This window comes from Arthrobacter sp. UYCu512 (assembly GCF_040547075.1).
In the GTDB taxonomy this organism is placed as follows: domain Bacteria; phylum Actinomycetota; class Actinomycetes; order Actinomycetales; family Micrococcaceae; genus Arthrobacter.
This window is the reverse complement of record NZ_JBEPPA010000006.1, coordinates 1-21,895: the sequence shown is the minus strand read 5'-3', so window position 1 is coordinate 21,895 and position 21,895 is coordinate 1. Positions and strand designations below refer to the sequence as shown.

The 21,895-nt window shown below is 59.8% G+C and carries 15 protein-coding genes and 1 pseudogene; 10 read left to right on the top strand and 6 right to left on the bottom strand.

The window, feature by feature from the left end; translation table 11 throughout:
- The first annotated feature begins 54 nt into the window (after positions 1-54).
- Positions 55-1,384, top strand: a pseudogene (locus ABIB49_RS07625) (IS110 family RNA-guided transposase).
- Between the two features lie 239 nt (positions 1,385-1,623).
- Here ABIB49_RS07625 and ABIB49_RS07620 read toward each other — a convergent pair.
- Positions 1,624-2,862 carry an IS256 family transposase gene (locus ABIB49_RS07620; protein WP_502913780.1) on the bottom strand — a complete coding sequence of 413 codons (1,239 nt, stop codon included), beginning with the start codon at positions 2,860-2,862 and terminating at the stop codon, positions 1,624-1,626.
- A 416-nt stretch (positions 2,863-3,278) separates the two neighbouring features.
- Between ABIB49_RS07620 and ABIB49_RS07615 the strand changes: the two genes are divergently transcribed.
- Complete coding sequence (locus tag ABIB49_RS07615) at positions 3,279-4,151, top strand: HNH endonuclease family protein (protein ID WP_354156876.1); 873 nt, start codon at positions 3,279-3,281, stop codon at positions 4,149-4,151.
- 301 nt (positions 4,152-4,452) lie between these two features.
- On the opposite strand, the gene ABIB49_RS07610 is transcribed toward ABIB49_RS07615, so the two are convergent.
- Complete coding sequence (locus ABIB49_RS07610) at positions 4,453-4,746, bottom strand: recombinase family protein (RefSeq protein ID WP_354156875.1); 294 nt, start codon at positions 4,744-4,746, stop codon at positions 4,453-4,455.
- Between the two features lie 746 nt (positions 4,747-5,492).
- Complete coding sequence (locus tag ABIB49_RS07605) at positions 5,493-6,449, bottom strand: hypothetical protein (RefSeq protein WP_354156874.1); 957 nt, start codon at positions 6,447-6,449, stop codon at positions 5,493-5,495.
- A gap of 544 nt (positions 6,450-6,993) precedes the next feature.
- Here ABIB49_RS07605 and ABIB49_RS07600 point away from each other — a divergent pair.
- A complete protein-coding gene (locus tag ABIB49_RS07600) occupies positions 6,994-7,998 on the top strand; it encodes a DUF3644 domain-containing protein (RefSeq protein ID WP_354156873.1) in 1,005 nt (334 codons plus the stop codon).
- A 166-nt stretch (positions 7,999-8,164) separates the two neighbouring features.
- Positions 8,165-8,617, top strand: a complete 453-nt coding sequence (locus ABIB49_RS07595) for a DUF488 domain-containing protein (RefSeq protein ID WP_354156872.1) — start codon at positions 8,165-8,167, stop codon at positions 8,615-8,617.
- Here ABIB49_RS07595 and ABIB49_RS07590 read toward each other — a convergent pair.
- A complete protein-coding gene (locus ABIB49_RS07590) occupies positions 8,614-9,465 on the bottom strand; it encodes a DUF8757 domain-containing protein (protein ID WP_326961434.1) in 852 nt (283 codons plus the stop codon). The genes ABIB49_RS07595 and ABIB49_RS07590 overlap by 4 nt on opposite strands.
- Positions 9,466-9,802: 337 nt before the next feature.
- Between ABIB49_RS07590 and ABIB49_RS07585 the strand changes: the two genes are divergently transcribed.
- Positions 9,803-9,946: a recombinase family protein gene (locus ABIB49_RS07585; RefSeq protein ID WP_354156871.1), complete on the top strand. Its 144-nt coding sequence runs from the start codon at positions 9,803-9,805 to the stop codon at positions 9,944-9,946.
- 301 nt (positions 9,947-10,247) lie between these two features.
- On the opposite strand, the gene ABIB49_RS07580 is transcribed toward ABIB49_RS07585, so the two are convergent.
- Positions 10,248-11,093, bottom strand: coding sequence for a hypothetical protein (locus tag ABIB49_RS07580; protein WP_354156870.1), 846 nt, complete (start codon positions 11,091-11,093; stop codon positions 10,248-10,250).
- A 216-nt stretch (positions 11,094-11,309) separates the two neighbouring features.
- On the opposite strand from ABIB49_RS07580, the gene ABIB49_RS07575 reads away from it, so the two are divergent.
- From ABIB49_RS07575 to ABIB49_RS07555, 5 genes are read left to right on the top strand one after another with little or no spacing between them, the layout of a single operon-like run.
- Positions 11,310-12,425 carry a DUF3320 domain-containing protein gene (locus ABIB49_RS07575; RefSeq protein WP_354156869.1) on the top strand — a complete coding sequence of 372 codons (1,116 nt, stop codon included), beginning with the start codon at positions 11,310-11,312 and terminating at the stop codon, positions 12,423-12,425.
- Between the two features lie 33 nt (positions 12,426-12,458).
- Complete coding sequence (locus ABIB49_RS07570; protein WP_354156868.1) at positions 12,459-16,487, top strand: Eco57I restriction-modification methylase domain-containing protein; 4,029 nt, start codon at positions 12,459-12,461, stop codon at positions 16,485-16,487.
- 5 nt (positions 16,488-16,492) lie between these two features.
- A complete protein-coding gene (locus tag ABIB49_RS07565; RefSeq protein WP_354156940.1) occupies positions 16,493-19,948 on the top strand; it encodes an SNF2-related protein in 3,456 nt (1,151 codons plus the stop codon).
- A 50-nt stretch (positions 19,949-19,998) separates the two neighbouring features.
- Positions 19,999-21,099 carry a ParA family protein gene (locus tag ABIB49_RS07560; protein WP_354156867.1) on the top strand — a complete coding sequence of 367 codons (1,101 nt, stop codon included), beginning with the start codon at positions 19,999-20,001 and terminating at the stop codon, positions 21,097-21,099.
- Positions 21,096-21,548, top strand: a complete 453-nt coding sequence (locus ABIB49_RS07555) for a hypothetical protein (protein ID WP_354156866.1) — start codon at positions 21,096-21,098, stop codon at positions 21,546-21,548. Before ABIB49_RS07560 ends, ABIB49_RS07555 begins: the two co-directional genes overlap by 4 nt.
- A gap of 23 nt (positions 21,549-21,571) precedes the next feature.
- On the opposite strand, the gene ABIB49_RS07550 is transcribed toward ABIB49_RS07555, so the two are convergent.
- Positions 21,572-21,715 (bottom strand): hypothetical protein, encoded by a 144-nt coding sequence (locus ABIB49_RS07550; RefSeq protein ID WP_354156865.1) that lies wholly within the window; start codon positions 21,713-21,715, stop codon positions 21,572-21,574.
- Between the last annotated feature and the right edge of the window lie 180 nt (positions 21,716-21,895).

The window sequence follows — 21,895 nt, the reverse complement described above, 5'->3', positions numbered from 1 at the left end:
TCCTCCCCGCGGCAGACACCCAATATCCGGTTCAAGGTGTCAGGAGGAACAGTCATGGATATCGTGCACGAACGGGCGGCCGGTGTGGACATTTCCAAACGCGACGCGAAGGTGTGTCTCCGGGTACCCGGGAAGCGGGCCGGGACTTACACCTCCACGGTGAGCACCTGGGGTGCGACCACAAGGCAGATCCTTGAGTTGCGGGACCTCCTGGAACGCGAGCACGTCACCACGGTGGTGATGGAAGCGACCAGTGATTACTGGAAACCGTTCTACCACCTGCTCGAAGAGACGTTGCCGGTGATGCTGGTCAATGCCAAGGCCGCACGGAACATCCCGGGCCGCAAGACAGATGTCTCCGACGCGGCATGGCTGGCCCAGCTCGGCGCGCACGGACTGCTCCGGGCCTCGTTCGTTCCTCCGGAGCCGATCCGTGAACTCCGGGACCTGACCCGGGCCCGGGCGATCGCCACCCGTGACCGGACCCGGGAAATCCAGCGCCTGGAGAAGTTCCTGGAAGGCTCCGGGATCAAGCTCTCCTCGGTGGTCTCGGACCTGACCGGAGTGTCGTCCCGGGCGATTCTCGAAGCCCTGATCGAGGGGGGAACGGGACCCGGGAGTCCTCGCAGGCCTGGCCAAGGGAACCCTGCGCTCCAAGATCCCGGAACTTGTCGACGCGCTGACCGGCCGGTTCAAGGCCCACCATGCCTTCATGGCCCGGCTGCATCTGGACCAAATCGATGCCCAGTCCCGCATCATCGACGCGCTCACCGGGCGGATCGAGGAGGCGATGACACCCTTTCGTGCCGCCAGGGAATTCCTGGCCACCATCCCCGGAGTCTCACTCAAAGTCGCCGACGTGATCATCGCCGAAACCGGGGCCGACATGTCCCGCTTCGAAACCCCCGGCCGTCTCGCGTCCTGGACCGGGGTCTGTCCCGGCTCCAACGAATCCGCCGGCCGGATCAAATCCGCGCACATCCTGCCCGGCAACAAATACCTCAAAGCCGCCCTCGGCATCGCGGCGCTGTCCGCTTCCCGAAGCAAGGACACTTACCTGGCCGCCAAATACCGGCGCATCGCCGCCCTCGCCGACGTGCTCGCCTTCACGCCGTTCCCGAAGGGCCTCTGGCGCCAGGTGTGGTCCAACAACCCACAGGAACGCCTGAACCGGGAAATCCGCCGCCGCACCGACGTGGTCGGGATCTTCCCCGACCGGAACTCCCTCATCCGCATCGTCGGCGCCGTCCTCGCCACGCAACATGATGACTGGATCGAAGCCCGCCGCTACCTCGGCCTGGACCTCATCCAACAGGCCCGGACCATCGGCACCACGACCACAGAGGAGACAGCGAACACCCCAGAACTGGCGCTCAGCGCCTAAAAAAACCAAAGATCACGCGGCAACCGCGTTACACCACGCATTTGGACTTGACCTAGGGCACGCGCACAAAATGCTCGAATACGCCCGAGAACTTGCGGCCTCAATGCACCCGCAGCAGACTTCTCCGAAATGGATACGATCCGCATGGCCTACTGTCCTGCAGGCTCTGGCCCGCGATCTAAGATTCCAACCCGCGCCAGCCGGGAGTGTCCGTTTAACGGTGGAACCGTGGCTGGCATTTAATTGATTCTTCCTTCGAAGGTGATGGCAAAGGCGTTCAGGGCCGGCTTCCACCTTGTGGCCCATCGTGCCCTGCCTTTGCCGGTCGGGTCCAGTGCCCGGGTGGCCAGGTAGAGGCATTTCAGTGCGGCTTGGTCGGTGGGGAAATGTCCCCGGGCTCGGATCGCGCGCCGGTAGCGGGCATTGACGGATTCAATGGCGTTGGTGCTGCAGATGACCCGCCGGATTTCCACGTCGTAGTCCAGGAACGGAACGAACTCGCTCCACGCGTTCTCCCATAGCCGCGTGATCGCGGGATACCGCTGGCCCCATTTGCCCGAGAAATCGACGAAGCGTTCCTTAGCGGCGGCCTCGGACGGAGCGGTGAAGACCGGGCGCAGGTCACGGGACATTTCGTCCCAGTATTGCCGGGCCGCGAACCGGAAGGTGTTGCGGATCAGGTGGACGATGCAGGTCTGGACCACAGCGAGCTCCCACACGGTGGTGATGGCCTCGGGCAGGCCTTTGAGCCCGTCGCAGACCGTGATGCAGACGTCCTCGACACCGCGGTTTTTGATTTCAGTCAGGACGGAGAGCCAGAACTTCGCGCCTTCGCCGCCGTCCCCGGCCCATAGCCCGAGGATGTCGCGTTCGCCGTTGACGCTGACTCCGATCGCGACGTAGACCGGCCGGTTCGTGACCTGACCGTCCCGGACCTTGACGTGGATAGCGTCGATGAACACTACCGGATAGACCCGGTCCAGGGGCCGGTTCTGCCACTCGGTCATCTCGGCGATGACCTTCTCGGTGATCCTTGAGATGGTGTCCTTGGAGACCCGGGCACCGAAGACATCGCCGAAGTGGGCAGCGATCTCCCCGGTGGTGAGGCCTTTCGCGCTCAGCGACAACACGATCTCGTCGACTCCCGTCAGCCGTCGCTGTCGCTTCTTGACGATCTGCGGGTCGAACGTCGATCCGGTATCCCGCGGCACGTCGATCTCCACCGGCCCGATCTCGGTAAGTACGGTCTTGGTGCGGGTGCCGTTGCGGGAGTTCCCGCTCCCGCGCCCGGCCACGTCGTGTTTGCCGTATCCGAGGTGTTCGTCCATCTCCGCTTCCAGAGCGGTCTCCAAGACGTTCTTCGTCAACCGGTTCAACAGCCCGCCCGGGCCGACGAGCTCGATTCCCTGCTCCTTGGCCTGGGCCAGGAGCTGCTGCGCTAACTCTTGCTGATCCACTTCAGTCGCCATGTGATCCATGGTTTCGCTCATGATCAGTCCTCCCCGCCAGGCACCGCCCGGCGTGTCAGGCCAACCCCGGATCCACCGTTAATGAGATAGTCCCTTGACGTCGTCAAAGACTGCGCGGGGTTCGCGCAAGCAGACTGCGATAACGATGTCGTGTGGGAACCCCGGAGTACTGGGGGAGCAGGCCCCGGCAGGGACGCAATAGGGAGCAATCCCGGCTAGCGTGGCCCTTGAACCATTCTGGGTGCGAGGTGCCTGTGGCTGGCATCGCCGCGTCCACGCTTTTGACAGTATTGCAGGTACATTGCCCAGCTCGATCAGGAAGAACTTGAGTGTCTATATCAGTTGTATCGCGGAAGCTCCTCTGGGGCAGGGCGGCCAGCCACTGTTCATGGCCAGATTGTCGCAGTCCCCTCAGTCAGGATCTTGTGCTCAGCACTGGGGCAATAGTTCTCGGCGAAGAGGCGCACATTGTCGCGAAGGAGGAGGATGGGCCGCGCGGCGAATCCCCGCTCACTCTGGAGGAACGCAACGATTACAGCAATCTGATTCTGCTCTGCTCTCATGATCACACTCGCATCGACAAGGCTCCGCAAGAGTACACCGTTGAGTTCTTGCACGAGACAAAGGCGGACCATGAAGCCTGGGTACGAGAGACCTTGGGGTCGAAGGTCGATGCGAACGAGGTTTTGTGGGCAAAGATCGTCGACCAATTGCCGGCAAAGTTGGGACTGGATACCTGGGCGGAGGAGGTTAGCCCGTTCTTCGACGCAACCCCGATCCAGTTAGATGTTGCCACTGAGCAACGGCTTCGCGATTGTGCATTGTGGCTTGCGAAGAGGCCTTGGCCCCAAGGCCATGACAGGCTAAAAGCCGCAATTGTTAACATCGGTCTTTTTCTGAACGAGTTGCTCAATGTGTTTAACAAGCGCGCGGAGCTGCAAGATGGGGGGCACCGGAGAATCTATCCAGCGTTCTACCGGATCAATGAGTGGGATGCGGAGCGCTACAGCTCACTATTGGCGAAGTACAAGGCCCGGCGGGCGTATATGTCGGATCTAACCCTTGAAATCACCCGCTACATCAACCTGTTTGGTGACCTTGTTCGAGAAGACTTGGACCCGTTCTTCCGCCAAGAGGAAGGACACCTTACGGTGCTCGCCGCAGGGGAGCTCCTGGGGCAGTACGACGCCCACGTACCTCAGTTCGTACAAGAAGATCTGGAAAGCGCGCTCGGAGGGCAGGCGCTGGCTGCTTTTGAGGAATCCCGCGCTTCCCGCACCCAGCGTTTCCGGTGGTGACTGCACTGACAAGAGGCTGGGCGCCACGATGGCGGGCGGCCTCACGACATTTGGTCACCTTAGGGGAGAACTGACGTCCCGCTTTCTTCAGGGTCTTTCCCATCACCTCGCTGGCTTGAACGAGGCGGGAGATGCCGGTACAGGTGGTCCGCGCAAGTCCCGTCTTGGTGACGATTTCGCGCATGGGTACCCCTTTGTCCCGCAGCATCAGCGCATGTTCGAGCTTGTCGGGATCCACGACCGAAGGCCTGCCCGTGCGCCGGCCGTTGGCTGTGGCCACGGCACAGGCGTGTTCTGCGCGTTAGGCAGCGTAGGTGCGCTCCATTTTCGCAAAGAGGGCCAGCATGACCACGGCCAGCTGCGCCGTGGGACTGTCCGGAGTCGATGTATCGATTCGGAGAGGGTCGGCCAGCGTTCGGACTCCAACTCCGCGCTCGTTGAGCTCGTGCATCAGATTGAGCGTATCCCGCACCGTGCGCCCCAGCCTGTCCAGGGTGTGCACCACGATGACATCGCCGTCCCTGGCGTGCTGCAGCGCGCCAGGAAGACCAGGGCGATCTCTAGTGGCTCCGGACCTCTTTTCGGAAAAGACCATCGTGATGCCGGCGCCAGGGCATCCGGTTGCCGGCCCAAGTCTTGCTTTGCCGTTGAGACGCGCGCATATCCAATGTCCTTTCACGCACGGTACCGAAAGTTGCTTCCGCAAAGGCTCATTATGGCTGAAGTTTTGGCATAACATCCTGGACGTTCAGATTACGTGGAAGGACGCGGATCCAGTTGCCGGGGGAGTGTCCCACTTCGCGGTGTCCCAGTTCTAAGGAAGTGGAACACCCTACGGCCGTCGCGTCAGGGATCCGGAGGCTGGTCTAGCGGTGTGGAAGCTGGAGGAGTGCTTCTAGACAGTCAAAGAGCAAATCGACTCCGATCTTTCCAGCCGCAGCCGATGCTGCGATTACGAATGCCTCTAGGGCACGAGCGGAGAGCGGGCGTTTTGGGCGCTGAGGCCTCTTACGGGGGTCCATGTCTTTTTACATGCGTAGACGCAGCAGGAAAGGGGTGGGAAGGCTCGAATTGAGGCCGTCAGTAAGCCTTATCTAAAGGCTAGCTGAGCGCCGCATGGCCAGGGAGCGACGCCGGCCGCAGACTTCCCCCATGGCCGTCCATGACTTGGCGATTGTGTGCCGTAGGTGGATCAGCCTGCGGGGCGACATGGCGATTCGGGATGCCGGCGGAAACCTCAGAGGGAGCTCGGGCACGGCCCCGACGCGATTCAAACCGGCAATCAGCGCCTATGTTCTGTCGGTGGTTGCTTGCGAGGCGCACGAGCCGCTGCCTCGACAGTCACGATGGGCCGCCCTGCAGCTCCAGGTAGTCAAGGAGGAGCTTCATCGCGCGGATCGCTTCTAGGGCGTCCTGCTGTTCGACTCTTGTGCCGCCCTCATGGACCGCAACATGCCGCTTCGTATAAAGGGCGTCGCCAGCTGTCGAAACATCCTGGGGTGCCCCAATGAGACGACGCTTCACGTCTGTACCACCTCCGCCGCTGGCCATCTCGACCGCGAGACGTGCGGCGAGCACGGCCTCGCGGTATCGGCCACCCTCGAAATGAGTTACGGCCGTACGTGAGTGCGCCGCGACCGGAGATTCCTCTTCCAGAGCACGGAACGCATCCCGGTACGCGGTGTCCGGGGTCGGTCCGAGCAGGTATGAGAGCTGGGCGTCGCCTTGGAAGAGGAGCACGTCATACGAGTCCACGGCAGTCCCACCAGAGACCAGCACGTAGTCCTGGTGTCCGTCCTTCTCATAGAGGTTCGGCATGTGCCTATACGCGCCAGTGAAGATAGGGCTGGCAAGGAATTCGGTCAAGTGCTCCTTAGTCTTGCCATACATCTCGACCTTGCGGCCGGTCACCTTCTCCCGGAGTCGGAGGCCGAGACTCCCATTCCCGCCGGGGTACTCCTCGATGTAGCACCAAACGGAGACAGGCGGTGAGGTAATTCGCGCGGGCAGGATGTTAACTATCACCGAGAACTTGCCATCGAGCTGCACCGCGATCTCTTGCGCGTTCTGCATGACGATTGGTGCGGCGATGGCGACGTGCTCCTTGCGGTTCCGGGGCTCGATAAGCCCCCCGCCGTGGGCATAGCAGTCCTGCAACAGATTCGACAACGGCGCTAACGGTTGAAGCATCGGTTCGGCAGTCAGAACACGCACCGTCCGCCGGGTCAACTTTTCACGAAGGCAGAGGTCGGGTGTTCCGTCAGGGTGATCGAAGTACTCCACGTAGCACTTGATCATGCCGGAACTCTGCGCGCTGCGGGCAGTCACTTTCGCTGCTTGCGCCGCGCGGCGTGCTTTCGAACTCGGCGAGCTCATTCTGACGTCCTCTCGCTCACGTTCACCCGATCAATTCAACCGTTGGCGGTCCGACGCCTTCAGCCACGATCTGCTCGTGGACCGAAGGGGCAGAGCCAATAGCTTCGCAATTTTGGACAGATCCGATCAGTCGGAGATGAATCGATCCGGCTACCAGCTAGCCATTCGAGAACCATACCTGCCCAGAGATGCCGGATGGCGCTCTGAGATCGGTCGGCGATCGTGCCCGACTGGCGATCCTTCACCGGATACCGTCAGCGACCCTATATCGGTAGCCGCAAGTCCCGAAGTGCGACTGTTCGACATCGCTCGCTCTACGGTCAACAGCACCATTCAACGCTCCGTGCCAGCCACGTGACCTCGACACGTTGAGGTCTCATCTTCCACGCCGTTGGCGCAGGTAGCCTGTGGGAATAGTGTCCCGAGGTGGAGGACAATCACAGCGCAGGATCTCATCCAGCGTCGAATGCTGGAGGTAGATCGAATGGGTGCGCCGTATGTATCTATGAGGCGGTTGGTTGATAACTCGCTGTCTGCAATCCTGGGCGCAGTCGAGGTCTACAACAAGCCGCGGATGACATACAGGGATGAAGTCACCGTGATGCTTGTGGTGAATGCCTGGGAACTCGCGCTGAAGGCAACCTTGCGGAAGAACGGTAAAACGATCTTCTATCCCAAGAATCGAGGCGATCAGTACCGATCGCTCACCCTCGACGATTGCCTTGGAAGAGTCTCCGCACAAAATCTCTGGCCCACCCACATTGATGGTCCAGCCGTAGTAGCAAACGTGAAGGCCCTCTCGGAGTACCGGGATCGCGCCATTCATCTCTACAACGCCCAAGGTCTGGGGGCGATCATCTACCCATTTCTGCAACAAAATGTCCTTAACTACCGGGACTTCATGCTGGCCAAGTTCAACAAGGATCTTGCTGATTCCATGACATGGCAGCTCCTGCCGCTTGGAGCGACAGCGCCGGCGGACGCCGTGAGGTTCATGCGCACGGACGGCAATGCAACCATGGTTACCGAAGTGCGGCAGTTCATCGAAGCGCTGCGAGGTTACATGGACGACGCAGAGGCGGCGGGCAGTGAAATGTCGCGCGTTGCCACGATCTACGACATCAACATGCAGTCCGTGAAGAAAATGACGAGTGCGGACCTTGTCGTTGCCATCTCTCCGACGGGAGACGGGCAAGTTGTGGTGCGGAAGACCGACCCCAACAAGACTCACCCCTACAACATGAAAGAGCTACTGGTAAGGGTCAACGACCGACGTGAAGGGCGTCTCCTGAATAGCTACGACTATCAAGCCGTGTGCTGGAAAGAAAACTTGAAAGACGAGGCGAAATACGCGTGGAAGCACAGCAACGCGGCAAGCCACGTTTGGTCCGGCGACGCCGTCCATTTCCTAGCATCACTCGATGATGACTATTACGACAAGTGCCGAGCTGAGTATCGCGAGAGGGCTTAAAGCTGCGCCTAGGTAAGACTGTCGGCTCGCAGTCCGTGCGTATAGCGAGGAGCTTGTACGAAGAAACCCGCTCCTACGGCGACCCCGGTCGCCAGGGCAGAGAGCAACCGGCGGCGTACGACGCAGACCAAGAAGTTATCGACTCAACCCATGAAAGAATGGGGTGATGTGGACGGAGACTAGCGGGATTATCGGTGTGGGCTACGAGGGCCACGATATTTCGTCGTTCATTCACCATCTTCAGCCGTGGAAGGTTGACGTACTCGTAGACGTTCGCCTGAATGCCATCTCTCGGAAAAAGGGGTTCTCCAAGACCGCACTTTCGTCTGCCTTGGCTGAGGCCGGCATTCGTTACGAGCATCTTCCCGTCCTCGGCAATCCCAAAGACAACCGTGACGGGTTCTGGGCCCCTGGTACGAATGCCGCGGTGTCTGCCCATGAAAAGTATCGAAAGTTGCTGCTCGCTGACTCAGCTCACGCTGCGATCCACTATCTGGCCCAGCTCGCGGCGACCGAACATGTGGCCCTTCTGTGCTTTGAGGCATCGGAGGCTTGCTGCCATCGTCGACTGGTGCTTGAGGCCGTTTCGGCCGAGGCTTCAGCTCTGTCTCGCACTTAGTTCTGCGACTGGGATCTGTAGACCCCTATGACGCTGAACGCTAGGGGGTGCTTCAACTGATTTCCGACGAAAAACAGCGGGCGACGATCGGGAGAACACATCTCCGTGAAGAATTTCTTGCGGATCTCGAACATGGCAGTGGCGTCTTCGCGGTCCTTCAGTCGTCGCTCGAGCGCGACAAGCTCCCAGTCGAGCAATCCCTGGACGTGCCCCTTGCAAGTCTTGTCTTCACAGAGGTAGGAATATTTTCCTTCGAACCGAGGTGCCTCCAGCAGCTGCACTTTGGGAGCATCTCCAAATAAATCTTCCTGGCCAAGGTTCACTTTCAGCTTTTGTGCCTGTTCCGGAGTCCAGCCTGGGTGAAGGGTTAGCTTGAAGTCTCGAACCTCACGGGGGCGTATCACCGCAAGCGACGGGAACTCCTTGCCGGCCCTCTGCGCCTTGAGTATTCCGCACATGCTCCATTGTGACGAAAGCGGCGATACATAACGATGACGCGGTTTCCAAGGATCCAAATGGGCGACAGCTTCTATCGTGGAACGGTCTGGAATGTAGCTTTCGCTTCTCGGATCCTTTGACGCCGGTTTCACCTGCAGCCGGATCAAGTCGTACTTTGTGAATTGGAAATACTCCTCCATTGAGCGGAACGGAATGGGGTAGAGACGTATCCACTCCGGGCCGCTCTCCCTCATTCGGATGCCCGCCACGCAGACGGTGTCGCCATAGGCTGCAGAGGGCTGGGGAGCAGCCTTCACCACGACAAGAACCTCCGCGCTCTCCCAGCGACTGTCGGGGTCCTTCGGATAGCAGCTGCGTCCGTCTCCATCGAGCGGCAAAAGATCGAACATCTTAGTCCCCCAGTCGTTTCGATAATTATGCACAGAACGATGGAGAACTCTTCGATTCTCAAAACCCGAGCCGCGGACCTAGATCGCCTATGTGGTTTCGAGAACTGTTACCGAGGCGCTTCACCTGACGGGCTGGAACGCCTTCGACTCTCGATTAACGTCGTTCTCGGAATTCTTCGTTTTCGATATGACAGATCTGCCGGCTGCCATCAACGACGACGTGTCCGGGTACGAAGGGAGAACGGCGTTCACGTCAGTCGTGAACCCCCATGCCGTCCAACAACAGATAGTCTCTGAACGGCAATTTGATCGGGATTAAGAGAATAGTAGGTTGGCCGTGGCTGTTATTGGGTACGCGAGGGTTTCCACCGCGGAACAAAACCTTGATCTGCGGCTCCCTGCACTCAAGTCCGCAGGTGCAGCCCGGACCTTTGTCGATGGGGTCAGCGGGTCCACGGTTGAACGCCCTCAGTTGTCCTAAGCCCTGGACCGGCTGGAGACCGGCGACGTACTCACGGTGTGGAAGCTCGACCGTTTGGGTTGAAATACACGCCACGTCCTGGACATCATCGAGGACATCAGGGAACGGGGAGCAGGTTTCCGGTCCCTCACCGTGAATACACGGCGCCCAAGTTTCACGAGCACCTGATTCGGCGCAAGGCACGTGCGACGTGGATATAGTCGCGGCGTGCTTCAGGACTGTGACTTCGGATCGCCGAACCAGAAGAGTGCGATATCGACATCCCTCGCGGACCAATCACGCGAGGAGCATACGCGCCCGCTTAGGCGTCACCTGACAGTGTTTCCCGCAAGCCCGGCGGGACTTGGACCACATGCAGATTGAACAATTTCCAGGCAGCACCCAGCGGCGTTCTGCTGACCTTCCCTGCGATCTGTACGATCGACGCTCCCTTGTGGAAGAGGTTCAGCAGCTCTTCAGTCTCTGACTTGGAGTAGTTCTTTCCGTATCTCGGGGCGGCCGTCGCATCGTCGATGTCTCCAGCAGGTTGGAACAGGATGCGGAGGAGACGGATGGCGACTTGCCGCTGATCGATTCGCATTGCCTGGGCGATGGCGGCCACGCCCTGCCGGTTCTCATACAGGTCAAGCATCCGGATCAGTTCCTCCCGGGCCCATACGCGTTCCGTATTCAGAAATGGGTCCTCCAGCGGCTGCCTCGGGTGCGCAGTGGAGGTGCGCGTGATGATGTTGGCGCCTCCGTCCGGGTCGGAGACGCCTCGGTCCGGTATGTGGTTGGCAGGTCGTTCGCCGGCGGTGGTTGTCACGGACGCCGGCGGCAGCGCTGTGGAAGCGGTCCCGATGTTCGGCGGTGGTGTCGATATATGTGGAATGCCGACGTGTGGAACCAGCGCTGCGGGCGGATCGGACCGGCCTGTACTCTCCTGCCTCGAGGGAGGGCCGTTGGAGTCGAGCATCCGAGGGGGGACCGCCAGAGACAGCGGAGCAGGTCCGTCCTTGCTGCTGGCGCCGAGGCCCGGGGCGGCCTTGGACCGGGATCTGTCCCACAAAAGACCGGCCAGAATGCCCATGCCAACGGCACCATATGGGAAATGGACCGAGACGACGAACGCCGTTGCCGCAATTAAGACCGCTAAAACACGTTTCACACTTGTCCGTTCCTTTTCCAGCGATGAATGATCTGACGCGAGGGTTTGGCAGCGTCACATCATCGCTGGCTCCGTATTGAAGATCAGCATTTCGATGTATCTGCAAGGAATTAGATCAGAGCCAAGTGCCGACCGGACCTCGGCTCGTGTGTCGTTACCAACGAAAAGTCGGTATTCGTGGCTACGCTGATGACTGGATCAACAGGAAAGACACCAGTGAACAATGAAACCGGGGTCCAAACAGCACTGGCGTTGCTGTCTGGGGGACTCGAAAAACACATTGCAAAGGTTCTGGCACCACACCTTGGCGGTGATCTGGAGTGGACGGACATCCTCCAGGAACTCGACCAGATGAAAGGCAAAGCCCCCAAGCTGTACAGCCGCACCGACATCCAGTGCCAGCTACGGGCCATCACCGAACGGCTGGGAAATTTGGGCTATCCCTTCGACTCCGGTGACCCGAACCGGATGATGAGCACCTACGGCAATGAACTGAGAATCGTCCGGAACCGCTGGGCGCACAACGACCAGTTCACCAGCTTCGAGGCGATGCGTGCCGTCGATACAGTCTTTATACTCCTGACGCACATCGGTGACACCGAGGGCGCCGGAAGAGCCGCAGCCGAACGGGCCGCACTGGTGCTGGGACTGATCGACGAGCCAGCGGTTGAGAAGATGCCGGACGGGCAGGACGGCCCGGAATCAACCGAACCGGAAAACCTTCCCGAGGAGGCCCCTGACGTGCCCGGGGAACCGGTCCGGAGATTCGCACGTCGGCGGACAGAATTTGAGCCCTGGGACGTAGTCGTCACCGGATCTGTCGAAACACTGGACAACCTCCCAAAGAAGGTCGCCAAAGAGTCCGTGCGCGCCACGATCGAAGAGATCGTGGACTCTGAGGGCCCCATCCACCGCGACCGGCTCACCAAACTTGTCGGCTATACGTACGGCCTGGGGAAGGTACACGAGGCCCGGGCCAAGAAGATTCTGAGCCAAATCAACGCATCAGCGTGTTTTGTCGATCAGGATCACTTCGTCTGGCCCGGCGACACGGATCCCGCAGACTGGAAAATCCATCGACGCAGCCCCATAGGTACAACCCGGAAATTCCTGGAAATTAGCCCCCACGAAATCGCGAACGCCGCCACAGACATACTCCGCGCCGGCGCGCTCAACGAAGAAGACCTGCGTCGTCGCACGCTGGCCGTTTTCGGCCGGAAAAAAAGCACCCAGGCGCTGACCACCCACTTCGGAAAAGGGCTGTCCTCGGCGATTAAGAGCTGCAAGATCCACCCCGGCGCCCAGCCCGCAACCTTCGAAACCGTCAGCTGATGATGACGTGAACCCGGAAACTAGAGTGACCCCATGAGTGAGAACCGCTACGAACTATCCGCGCCGCAGGTCTTGGACTGGAACGACACAGCAACGAACGGTGCCGTTCCGCGCAAGGTCTACGTCGGACCGGACCCATACGGACTGGGCGGATTCCAAGTGGCGATCGCCGAGGCGAGTGCACCACCATCCAGGGAGACTATGCTCTCCCTCCATTCTGCTCGCAAAGGGAAGCGCAACATCAGCCTTGTGGTTGCTGCCGTGACGGGCGACCGCATCTGGCTGCTTGGCCCCGACGAGCAGACAGCGGTGGTCGACAACCTGACCCTCGACCAGGGACTGCGCCAGCTGCAGTCCGCGCTCGATGAACCCGACAGCCTGGCCGCCTATACCCGGTTGGGCTCACTCCGGCGCGCCCTAGACAGCACGAGCATCCCTGGATTCACCAACAACGGACTGTTCGCCAGCTACCACGTTCGCGAAAACGTACCCAAGCGCGCCGACTGGGGCGAAAAGAACACGGCTGCTAAAAAGCTTTTAGGACTGCGGCATCTCAAGCTCATTCACGGTCTCGGGTTCACCTCCAAGAGCACAGTCGGAAATGCGCTGGTCCTTTCAGCGAGTACGGAATCGCCGCGCGCCGTTGCGGTGCTCCTGGATGAGACTGAGCAGTTTGAGAGCAAAAGTGCGCGGTTTCAGCTCTCTCCTGTTGCATGGGGCCTGAATGTGGCGGCGAGGCAGGGGGTTCCGTGGCTTATCGTGCTGCGCAAGGATCAGATCCGTCTGTATCCCGGCAAGGATGGCGTTGGCGTGGGCCAGAAGGGCCAGGTCGAGACCTTCTTCGAAATTGACCTCGCCGCGATCGATGAAGCCCATGCCGCGCTGCTGCCACTGGTGTTCTCCGCGGATGCGCTCGAGCCAAATGGCACGGCAAAGCAGCTCTTGGATGACAGCAGCAGATACGCCTCCCGACTGGGCGTACGCCTGCGTGAACGGGTTTACGAACATGTTGTTCCCGGCATTGCCAAGGCTGTGGCGGGGCAATTGCCGCAGCTCGGGCTAGCCGCCGACGCCGATGGACTGGCGACAGCCTACCGTCTGACCCTTCGTTTGCTGTTCAGGTTGCTTTTTCAGGCGTACGCCGAAGACCGCGGACTGCTTCCGGCCGGCCGCAATGCACGCTACGACGCCAACAGCCTCAAGACCATCGCCCAGCGCGAGATCGATACCCAGCCCGAGGAGTTCAGTCCGGGCGCGAAGTCGCTGTGGCTTGACCTGGTGCAGGTATGGAACGCGATTGATGAGGGCAATACTCTGTGGGAGGTCCCGGCATATAACGGTGGTCTTTTCGGATCCGATCCTGACCTGCATCCGGAGGGCGCACTTCTCGAAAAGCTGACCCTTACGGATGATGTCCTGGGTCCAGCCCTGCAGCACATGCTCATCGATCTCAGCGAGGACGGTGTGCGCGGGCCTGTCGACTTCAGGTCGCTGAGCGTGCGTGAGTTCGGGACAATCTACGAGGGCCTGTTGGAGAGCAGCCTGTCCGTGACCGACATCGATCTCACTCTAGACAGGAACGGGGCCTGGGTACCGGCCAAGGACGGTGATGTCGTGGAGGCTGCGGCAGGAACTGCCTACTTCCATTCCGCATCCGGGGAACGCAAGGCGACCGGCTCGTACTTCACCCCCGCGATCGTCGTCGACCACCTGATCGACCGGTCCCTTGACCCGGCCCTTGACGCCCACCTACAGCGCATCCGTACCCACCTCAACGCGGGGGACGACGCAGCGGCAGCACGCGACTTCTTTGACTTCCGCGTCGCGGACCTCGCCATGGGGTCCGGACATTTCCTCGTCGCCGCCGTCGACCGGATCGAATCCAGGATGCGGTCATTCCTGGCGGACCCTGAGACGCAGGTTCCCGGTGTCCAGGACGAACTCATGCGCCTCGCCGATGCAGCCAAGAATGCGCTCGGACGTGATGAGACCGCCATCGGCGAGGTCGAACCAGCCGCGCTACTGCGAAGGCAGGTCGCCCGGCGCTGTATCTACGGTCTGGACATCAACCCACTGGCAGTTGAGCTCTCGCGTCTTGCGCTGTGGATTCACACCTTCGTCCCCGGACTGCCAATGTCCAGCCTCGACCACGGCCTGGTCTGCGCAAACAGCCTCACCGGCATCGGCACCATCGAGGAAGCCCTCAACGCACTGCAACCCAAAAGGATCCCAGGCCACGCCACCTTCTTCGACGGCATCATTGAGAGCAACCTCAGCTCCGCAAAGTCGCTCTTGCTGGATGCCGCCAACGCCAGCGAAGCAAGCAAGAAAGAAGTGCGCGACGGAGTTGCTCTCGCACAGCGAGCCAAGGCGGCAGCCAAACCAACCAAGCTGATCTTCGACGCGGCGGTAGCTGCACGGATCGGAGCCGTGAATGCGGACGGGATCTTCACAGAAGAAGAGCTCACCGATTTATCACAAAGCAAAGCCGTCGCCGACGTGGTCGGCAAACTCGCGCCTGCACACATGCCCTACCTCTTCCCGGAGGTCTTCATTCGCGAGAACCCCGGCTTCGACATCCTGCTCGGTAACCCGCCGTGGGAAAAGGTCAAGGTCGAGGAACACCAATGGTGGGGCCTTCGCATCCCCAAGCTGCGCAGCATGCCGCAGAAGCAGAAGAACTCCGCGTTGAAGGACTTCCAGGAAGCGCGGCCGGATCTCATGGCCGAGTACCGAGACGAAGTTGAATCTGTCGACGCGTTTCGCGCGGTTCTCATCAAAGGCCCATACCCGGGCCTGGGCTCCGGTGGTGACCCCGACCTCTACCAGGCATTCGCATGGCGCAATTGGCATCTCCTTCGCGAGGGCGGACGCTCCGCCATCGTGCTCCCACGCGGCGCGCTATCCGGATCCGGGCTCTCGACGTGGCGCCAGGATGTCCTCAGCGGAGGGTCCTTCGCCGATGTCTGCTTCCTGACAAACACCGGAGGATGGATCTTCGAAGGGGTACATAACTCTTACACCGTTGGGCTCACAGTTATCGAGCGCGGAGGGGACCCCGTTGTCCGCTTCTGCGGACCTTTTAACAACGCAGAACAGCTTGGCCATGCTGCCGAGACGCTCGCACGAGTGAATGCGGAGGAGTTCTTGTCCTGGTCGAACACAGCTGCTTTTCCGCTCATCCCTGATGCGGCGTCAGCGGAGGTCTTCCGCCTGATGAAGAAGCAGCCCAGGTTTGATCGGGATGACACCAACTGGCGCTTCAGGCCCGTCGCGGAGTTGCACACGTCTTCAAACAAGGCTCTGTATAACTTCGATCTTGACGGCGACGGCGATGCCGTCGTACTTACTGGAGCGTCCTTCAGACACTGGGATCCTACGTATGGGAATCCCTTCGCGAGAGTGAATTTCAAGGACGTCACTGAGTTGCTTGAGAAGAAGCTTGCAAGACAGCGCGTTCTCTCCAGCTCGGCGTTCTTGGGCATGACGAATGAACAGCTAACTCCACGCCCGTGGTTGCGCGCGCGAATAGCCTTTCGCGATGTAACACGGCAGACGGATAGCCGCACAACGATTCCGTGTCTACTGCCGCCGAGGGCATTTCTGGTTGAAAACGCTCCATATCTGTTCAGGTCTAAGGGAGACGAGCGGACAGAGGCTTACCTTTTGGGAGTCATGTCCTCGATCTCATTCGACTGGTGCGTCCGCAAATGGGTAGAGCTTCATCTGAAGATCGAGATCCTGAACGCCTGTCCAGTACCGCGGCCGGAGGCCGAGCATCCTATTCGTCGTCGCATCGTGGAGATTAGCGGTCGAATGGCAGCCGTGGATGCACGCTACACGGCGTGGGCCGCGGAGGTGGGGGTTCCTGTTGGCTCGGCTGCCGATGCGGCAACGAAGTCTGCCCTAACGGATGAACTCGATGCTCTGGTCGCGTTACTCTACGGTCTCGACGAGACGCAAACTACCCATGTATTCGAGACCTTCCAACGTGGGTGGAACTACCAGCCGCGTCTCGATGCGGTTCTTGAGCACTACGAGGCATGGAAGGACAAGGCGTGACGGGTATGGAGATGCTGCCGGCGTTCGCGAGCAACAGGGCGGATCTCAATCAGACCGTTGGCGGTGAAGTGAGCAAGATGTTCCGCATCCTTCGTGAGAAGTACGCGGAGGATCCTGCAGTGGCGATCGCCACCGCATACATCAACCCCGGTGGTTTCAGTCTTCTCGCCGATGAGCTAGAAAAGGCGCCACGCATACGTCTGCTGCTCGGCGCGGAGCCCGAACAGGCTTCCGTGCGAGCTATCGCCGAAAACGACGGCGATCGGGACGAACGGGTCTCCGCCGCACTGCGCAACCATGACGACTGGCTCCACGCCGAACGAGACACCATGGGCTTCAGCCGTGAATCCACAATGCAGGCAAAACGGCTTGTTGAGTGGCTGCAATCCGTTGATCCTCAGGGCGAGGCCAAGGTTGAGGTTCGTCGCTACGCCAAGGGATTTCTCCATGGGAAAGCGTTCATCTCTGACGACCCGACGATGCCCGCTGTATTGGCCGGATCGAGCAATATGACGTACGCCGGGCTGAGCCTGAATGCTGAACTTAATCTGGGCTACCCCGCCGGAGACACGCACCACGCAGCCAAGGTCGTGGACTGGTTCGAACACTATTGGGAGCAAAGCGACGCTTTCGATCTCAAAGGCCTTTACGAACACCAGTGGGACGCACACACGCCGTGGACGATCTTCATGCGCATGCTCTGGGAGCTTTACGGGGCAAATATTGAGGAGGAACGGACTCCCTCAACCGCGTTCAATCTCGCCCGATTCCAAAGCGACGGCGTGGCCCGAATGGAACGGCTGCTCGACACTCTCGGCGGCGTTCTTGTTGCCGATGAAGTCGGTCTGGGCAAGACCTTCCTGGCGGGTGAAGTGATTCACCGCGCCACGGAAGAGCGTCGCCAGCGCGTGCTCATCATTTGTCCTGCATCCCTCAAAAAGGGAATGTGGGAGCCTTTCCTTCAGAAAAGAGGCTTTCGCCTGACAGACGTTTTCTCCTATGAGGAAATCCGCAACCGAATGGACGAGGGCAACCCTCAGCATGAAGCGTTCCGGCGTCAAATCGAAGAGTATGCCATGGTTGTCATCGACGAGGCACACAACCTCCGCAACGCGTCAACCGCCCGCGCCGAGGCCGTTGACCGGGCGATTCTCGGCGGAAAAGTCCCGAAGAAGGTCGTGTTGCTAACCGCAACACCCGTCAACAACAGCCTCACTGATCTCGAAACGCTTATCAAGTACTTCATCAGGGACGACGCCCAATTTGCCAGCCTCAATATTCCAAGCATCCGTGGGTACATCAAGGCGGCCCAGGCGTTGGAGCCGGAAAATCTGACGCCCGAACACCTCTTCGACCTCATGGACCAGGTCGCCGTTCGCCGCACGCGCAAGTTCGTTAAGGAGCAATACCCCAACGAAACCATCGACGGGCCGGATGGGAAACCCGTCGTCATCAAATTCCCCAAGCCCAAGGTCCGCCGCATCGATTACGATCTGGACGATTCGGGAAGCGAACTGATCAAGCGCGTTGTGTACGCGCTTGATCTGCCCGAAGACACGCCATTGGTTGCGAAATATTCAGAACGCAAAATGGATCCAAACCGGCTCGTGCTGGCAAGGTACACCTCCAGCGCATACTCAATCAGTCAGGAGCTTGAAGCGTTCCAGATCAGCAACGCCGGCCTCCTGCGCTCGGCCCTGTTGAAACGGCTGGAGAGCAGCCCGCACGCCCTGGCAAACACTCTCGGGGTACTGACGAAGGCGCACAACACATTCCTTGGCGCTCTCGACAAAGGGTACGTACTGCGCGGTGAGGCTCTGCGGGACTGGGCCTCTTCCGAGTCCGATGACCTGGAGGCTTTCGTCGCTGACCTTGACGCTGACGACACCGGCCAGGCGGAGAGCCGTTCGGGCTTCCATTATGAAGCTCTCCGGGAGGACGTCGCCTCAGACCTTGCCCTGCTCGAAGAGCTCAGACAGCTGGCTGTCACCACGGCCAACGACGGAGATTCGAAGGCAGACCGGTTGATCCACGAACTCACCGAAATCGCCGACCGGGCTCGCGCAATTGATCCGGGTGGGCTGTCGTCGAGTGACCGGCGCAAAGTCATCGTGTTTTCCACGTACTCGGACACGATCGTTGATCTCCACGAACGCGTGGCAGCGGCGTTGACAGCGGACCCTGATTCGGCTCTGGCCGATTATGTCGGGCGGCTGCCCCCGCCAGTCATGGGGGCTTACGCATCTACTCAACGAGCCGGCAAATCAGGCGGCGTGGACCAGGGCGGCAGGGCCGCGATCGTCGAAGGGTTCGCACCGGATACCGCCGGCCGCATGGGAGATGATGGAACACCGCATGCACATAATAGGTACGATATTTTGCTGACTACGGATGTGCTTGCCGAAGGAGTAAACCTCCAGCAGGCTGGTCAAATAATCAACTATGACCTGCCGTGGAACCCGATGCGGATCGTACAGCGGCACGGTCGTGTCGACCGGATCGGAAGCAAACACGACGCCGTCGAGCTGGGGCTCTTCTTTCCCTCGGACGAACTTGACTTGCTGCTCAAGCTGGAGGAGACACTCGAGCGCAAACTTGCACAGGCGGAGGCTGCGGTCGGCACAGGCCAGGTCCTACCTGGACGCAAGGCCGCCAAGGAAGTCGTACTCACTGACAAGGTCCGTGCCGTCGAGCAGATCGAGGACCTGCTCGAGTCCCGGGGCAGCAGCGCAGCCTTGTCAGGGGAAGAATACCGCCGTCGCCTCTTCACCGATCTCACCGGCGACCTGATGGCCGAACACGAAGTCACATCCTTGCCGTACGGGTCGGGGAGCGGGTTCGAGAACCCCCACGTTGAAGGGAACGGCTACGTGTTCTGCATAAAGATTGCGGGACACCCTCAGCCGTGGTTCAGGTACGTACCGACCGATCACGACTGGAGGATAATGGGCGAACCCGGCAACCACGAGGTAGTCGCAGACACCCTCCGCAGCCTTGTGGCAGCGGACCCGCAGTCTCCGCACGTCCCTCGCTGGATGACCGACGAAGTCTACGACCGTGCCTTCGATGCCTGGGACGCCGCACGAGCAGATGCCTTCGGGAGCTGGCGCAGCCTGACCGATATCAATAATCTCCTCCCCGAACCGCCAAAATCATTCAGAGATGCAAGCGCGATGGTCTACAAATACGGATCCTTTCTGGGCCCAGAAGATCAGCGCGAGCTCCTTCGGAAACTGGGAAGTGTTCCATCGGCAAAGGTCGCTCGAGCCGTGCGTTCTGCCTTGAACGCCGAAGGAGCCGCAACGGAACGGATCCGGACGGTCGCAAAGGAAATCGAAGCAGCAGGAATTCAGCCGCCGGCCAAGGTGGAACCACTGCCAGCCGTCAACGAGGGTGAAGTGCGGCTCGTCGTGTGGATGGCGGTAAGGGGGACCCACGGTCCCAGCGCCGGCGTGGGCTAGCGTCTCGGCAAGCCCATAGCGTACGAACGGCGGCAAGCGTTGACATCTCTGTGAACATCGTTCACTATGATCTCACCGGCGTGAACATCATCCACAGGAGTGTAATGGCCAAAGAAGATTTGGTTGGACTTGCAGAAGTGTCTGAGATGGCGCATGTAAGCAAAACCGTAGTCTCAAACTGGCGTGTTCGTGATCGCAGATTTCCCCCTGCTATCGCTGACCTGCGGAGCGGACCTGTTTTCCGCCGAGACATCATCATGAGGTACTTACGAAGGCGGAATAAAACTATGGCGCATGTGATTTCAACCATCAATCTAAAGGGTGGCGTCGGTAAGACAACTACCACTGTCGGGTTGGCTGAGCTACTTGCAGTTGAGTTCAACAAGAAGGTCCTTGTGATAGACCTCGACCCCCAAACCAACGCCACGACAGTGCTGATTGGAGAAGACCGCTGGCGCGAGCTCAACAACGACGGCCACACTCTTGCGACTCTTTTTAAAGATGCCTTGCGACCTCAAGATCAGCCCGCTGAGTTCGACCTAAATGCCACGCTGCAGCATAATGTTAGTTCGGTCGGGGAAGTTCAAAATGTTGATTTGCTCCCATCCTCCCTTGACCTGATTGATGTTCAGGACCGTTTGGCATCAATGCCTTCGGGCCAGTTCTATTCCAACAATCCGACCGATCTCTTGCGGCGCGCGGTGAAGCCAATCCTTGATGACTATGACTACGTGATCGTTGATTGCCCACCCAACTTGGGCATCGTCACCCTCAACGGAATCCGCATCTCAGAGAGTTACATCATCCCGACTATCCCGGACGTCCTCTCTACCTACGGCATTCCGCAGATCCAGACTCGGGTGAAGGCTTTCGCGGACAACTTGGGCGAGACCATCAGTGAGCTGGGCATCGTCATCACCAAATTCCGCTCAAGCTCAACCTTGCACCGCACGACGATCGAACGTCTGGAAGACGACGTCAAGCTACCTCAGGTATTCAAGACCGTCATCCCTGAGGGAAACGCCATTGCGGCCTCTACCGAGTACTCGACCACGTCCACGTTACGGCAGAAGTACGCGTATCAGGGTGGGTATGAGGCCTTCCGCGATCTGGCTGCGGAGGTCATTGATGCTGCCGAGGCGATAGCGTGACGGATGAACCAACTGTCAAGAGCGCGCAAGCGGTAGCCGCTGCCCTTCTCGCTCTTGGTGGCAGCCGCCCTGAGCTTGCGGCCAGGTTGTCTAGCTTGATTGCCGCCATTGCTGATGAAGCAGCGCGAACGCCGCGCTTTGCCAACTCTCTTCAAACTGCGCTTTCTCCCAGTTCGGCAGAATTACCTAAGGCTAGGAGAACGGGGCGCCGAGCGCCCGGCGTCGTCGATCCCTTCGGGATTTACAACGATACCGACGAGCAGGGTCTTCGAGAGCGCCTCTCAGGCCTTGACCTCGAGCAGCTACGTGACATCGTGGCTGAACACGGGATGGACCACGACCGGCTGGCTATGAAGTGGAAAGATCACCAGCGCGTCATCAATCGGATCGTAGAAAAGGTTGTTTCCCGGACATCTAAAGGATCCGCATTCCGGCCGGAAACGAACTAGACGAGCAAGAGGCTGGTTGGCACCTACCGCCAGCGGTAGGATTCCAGCGCGCGGAGCAGGGGAGCGGGGTCGGTCTTAAGGTGGTCAACGGGGCGGGAGACGGCAGGATCCCTGGACATCGTGACCATCCAGACGGTGAAGTAGTTATGCGGGATGTCCAGTTCCATCGCCCTCTGAAAAAGCTCAACGACCTGCGGGCGGAGTTGTCCGCCGGGGAGGAACTGGAATCCGGGGCAGAAGGTGCCGTCGTCGATGATCTGTTTACCGGACTATGTTGACGGTTCACAGCGCGTGTCGTCGGCCTGGGACGAGCCCCGTCAGCGTCATGCTTTGGTCATGGATCTCTC

Coding starts and splice junctions, on each gene's coding strand:
- ABIB49_RS07605 (WP_354156874.1), bottom strand. CDS start 6,449: ATGATCAAGTGCTACGTGGAGTACTTCGATCACCCTGACGGAACACCC.
- ABIB49_RS07570 (WP_354156868.1), top strand. CDS start 12,459: ATGAGTGAGAACCGCTACGAACTATCCGCGCCGCAGGTCTTGGACTGG.
- ABIB49_RS07590 (WP_326961434.1), bottom strand. CDS start 9,465: ATGTTCGATCTTTTGCCGCTCGATGGAGACGGACGCAGCTGCTATCCG.
- ABIB49_RS07565 (WP_354156940.1), top strand. CDS start 16,493: ATGGAGATGCTGCCGGCGTTCGCGAGCAACAGGGCGGATCTCAATCAG.
- ABIB49_RS07595 (WP_354156872.1), top strand. CDS start 8,165: ATGTGGACGGAGACTAGCGGGATTATCGGTGTGGGCTACGAGGGCCAC.
- ABIB49_RS07620 (WP_502913780.1), bottom strand. CDS start 2,862: ATGGATCACATGGCGACTGAAGTGGATCAGCAAGAGTTAGCGCAGCAG.
- ABIB49_RS07610 (WP_354156875.1), bottom strand. CDS start 4,746: ATGGTCTTTTCCGAAAAGAGGTCCGGAGCCACTAGAGATCGCCCTGGT.
- ABIB49_RS07550 (WP_354156865.1), bottom strand. CDS start 21,715: ATGGAACTGGACATCCCGCATAACTACTTCACCGTCTGGATGGTCACG.
- ABIB49_RS07600 (WP_354156873.1), top strand. CDS start 6,994: ATGCTGGAGGTAGATCGAATGGGTGCGCCGTATGTATCTATGAGGCGG.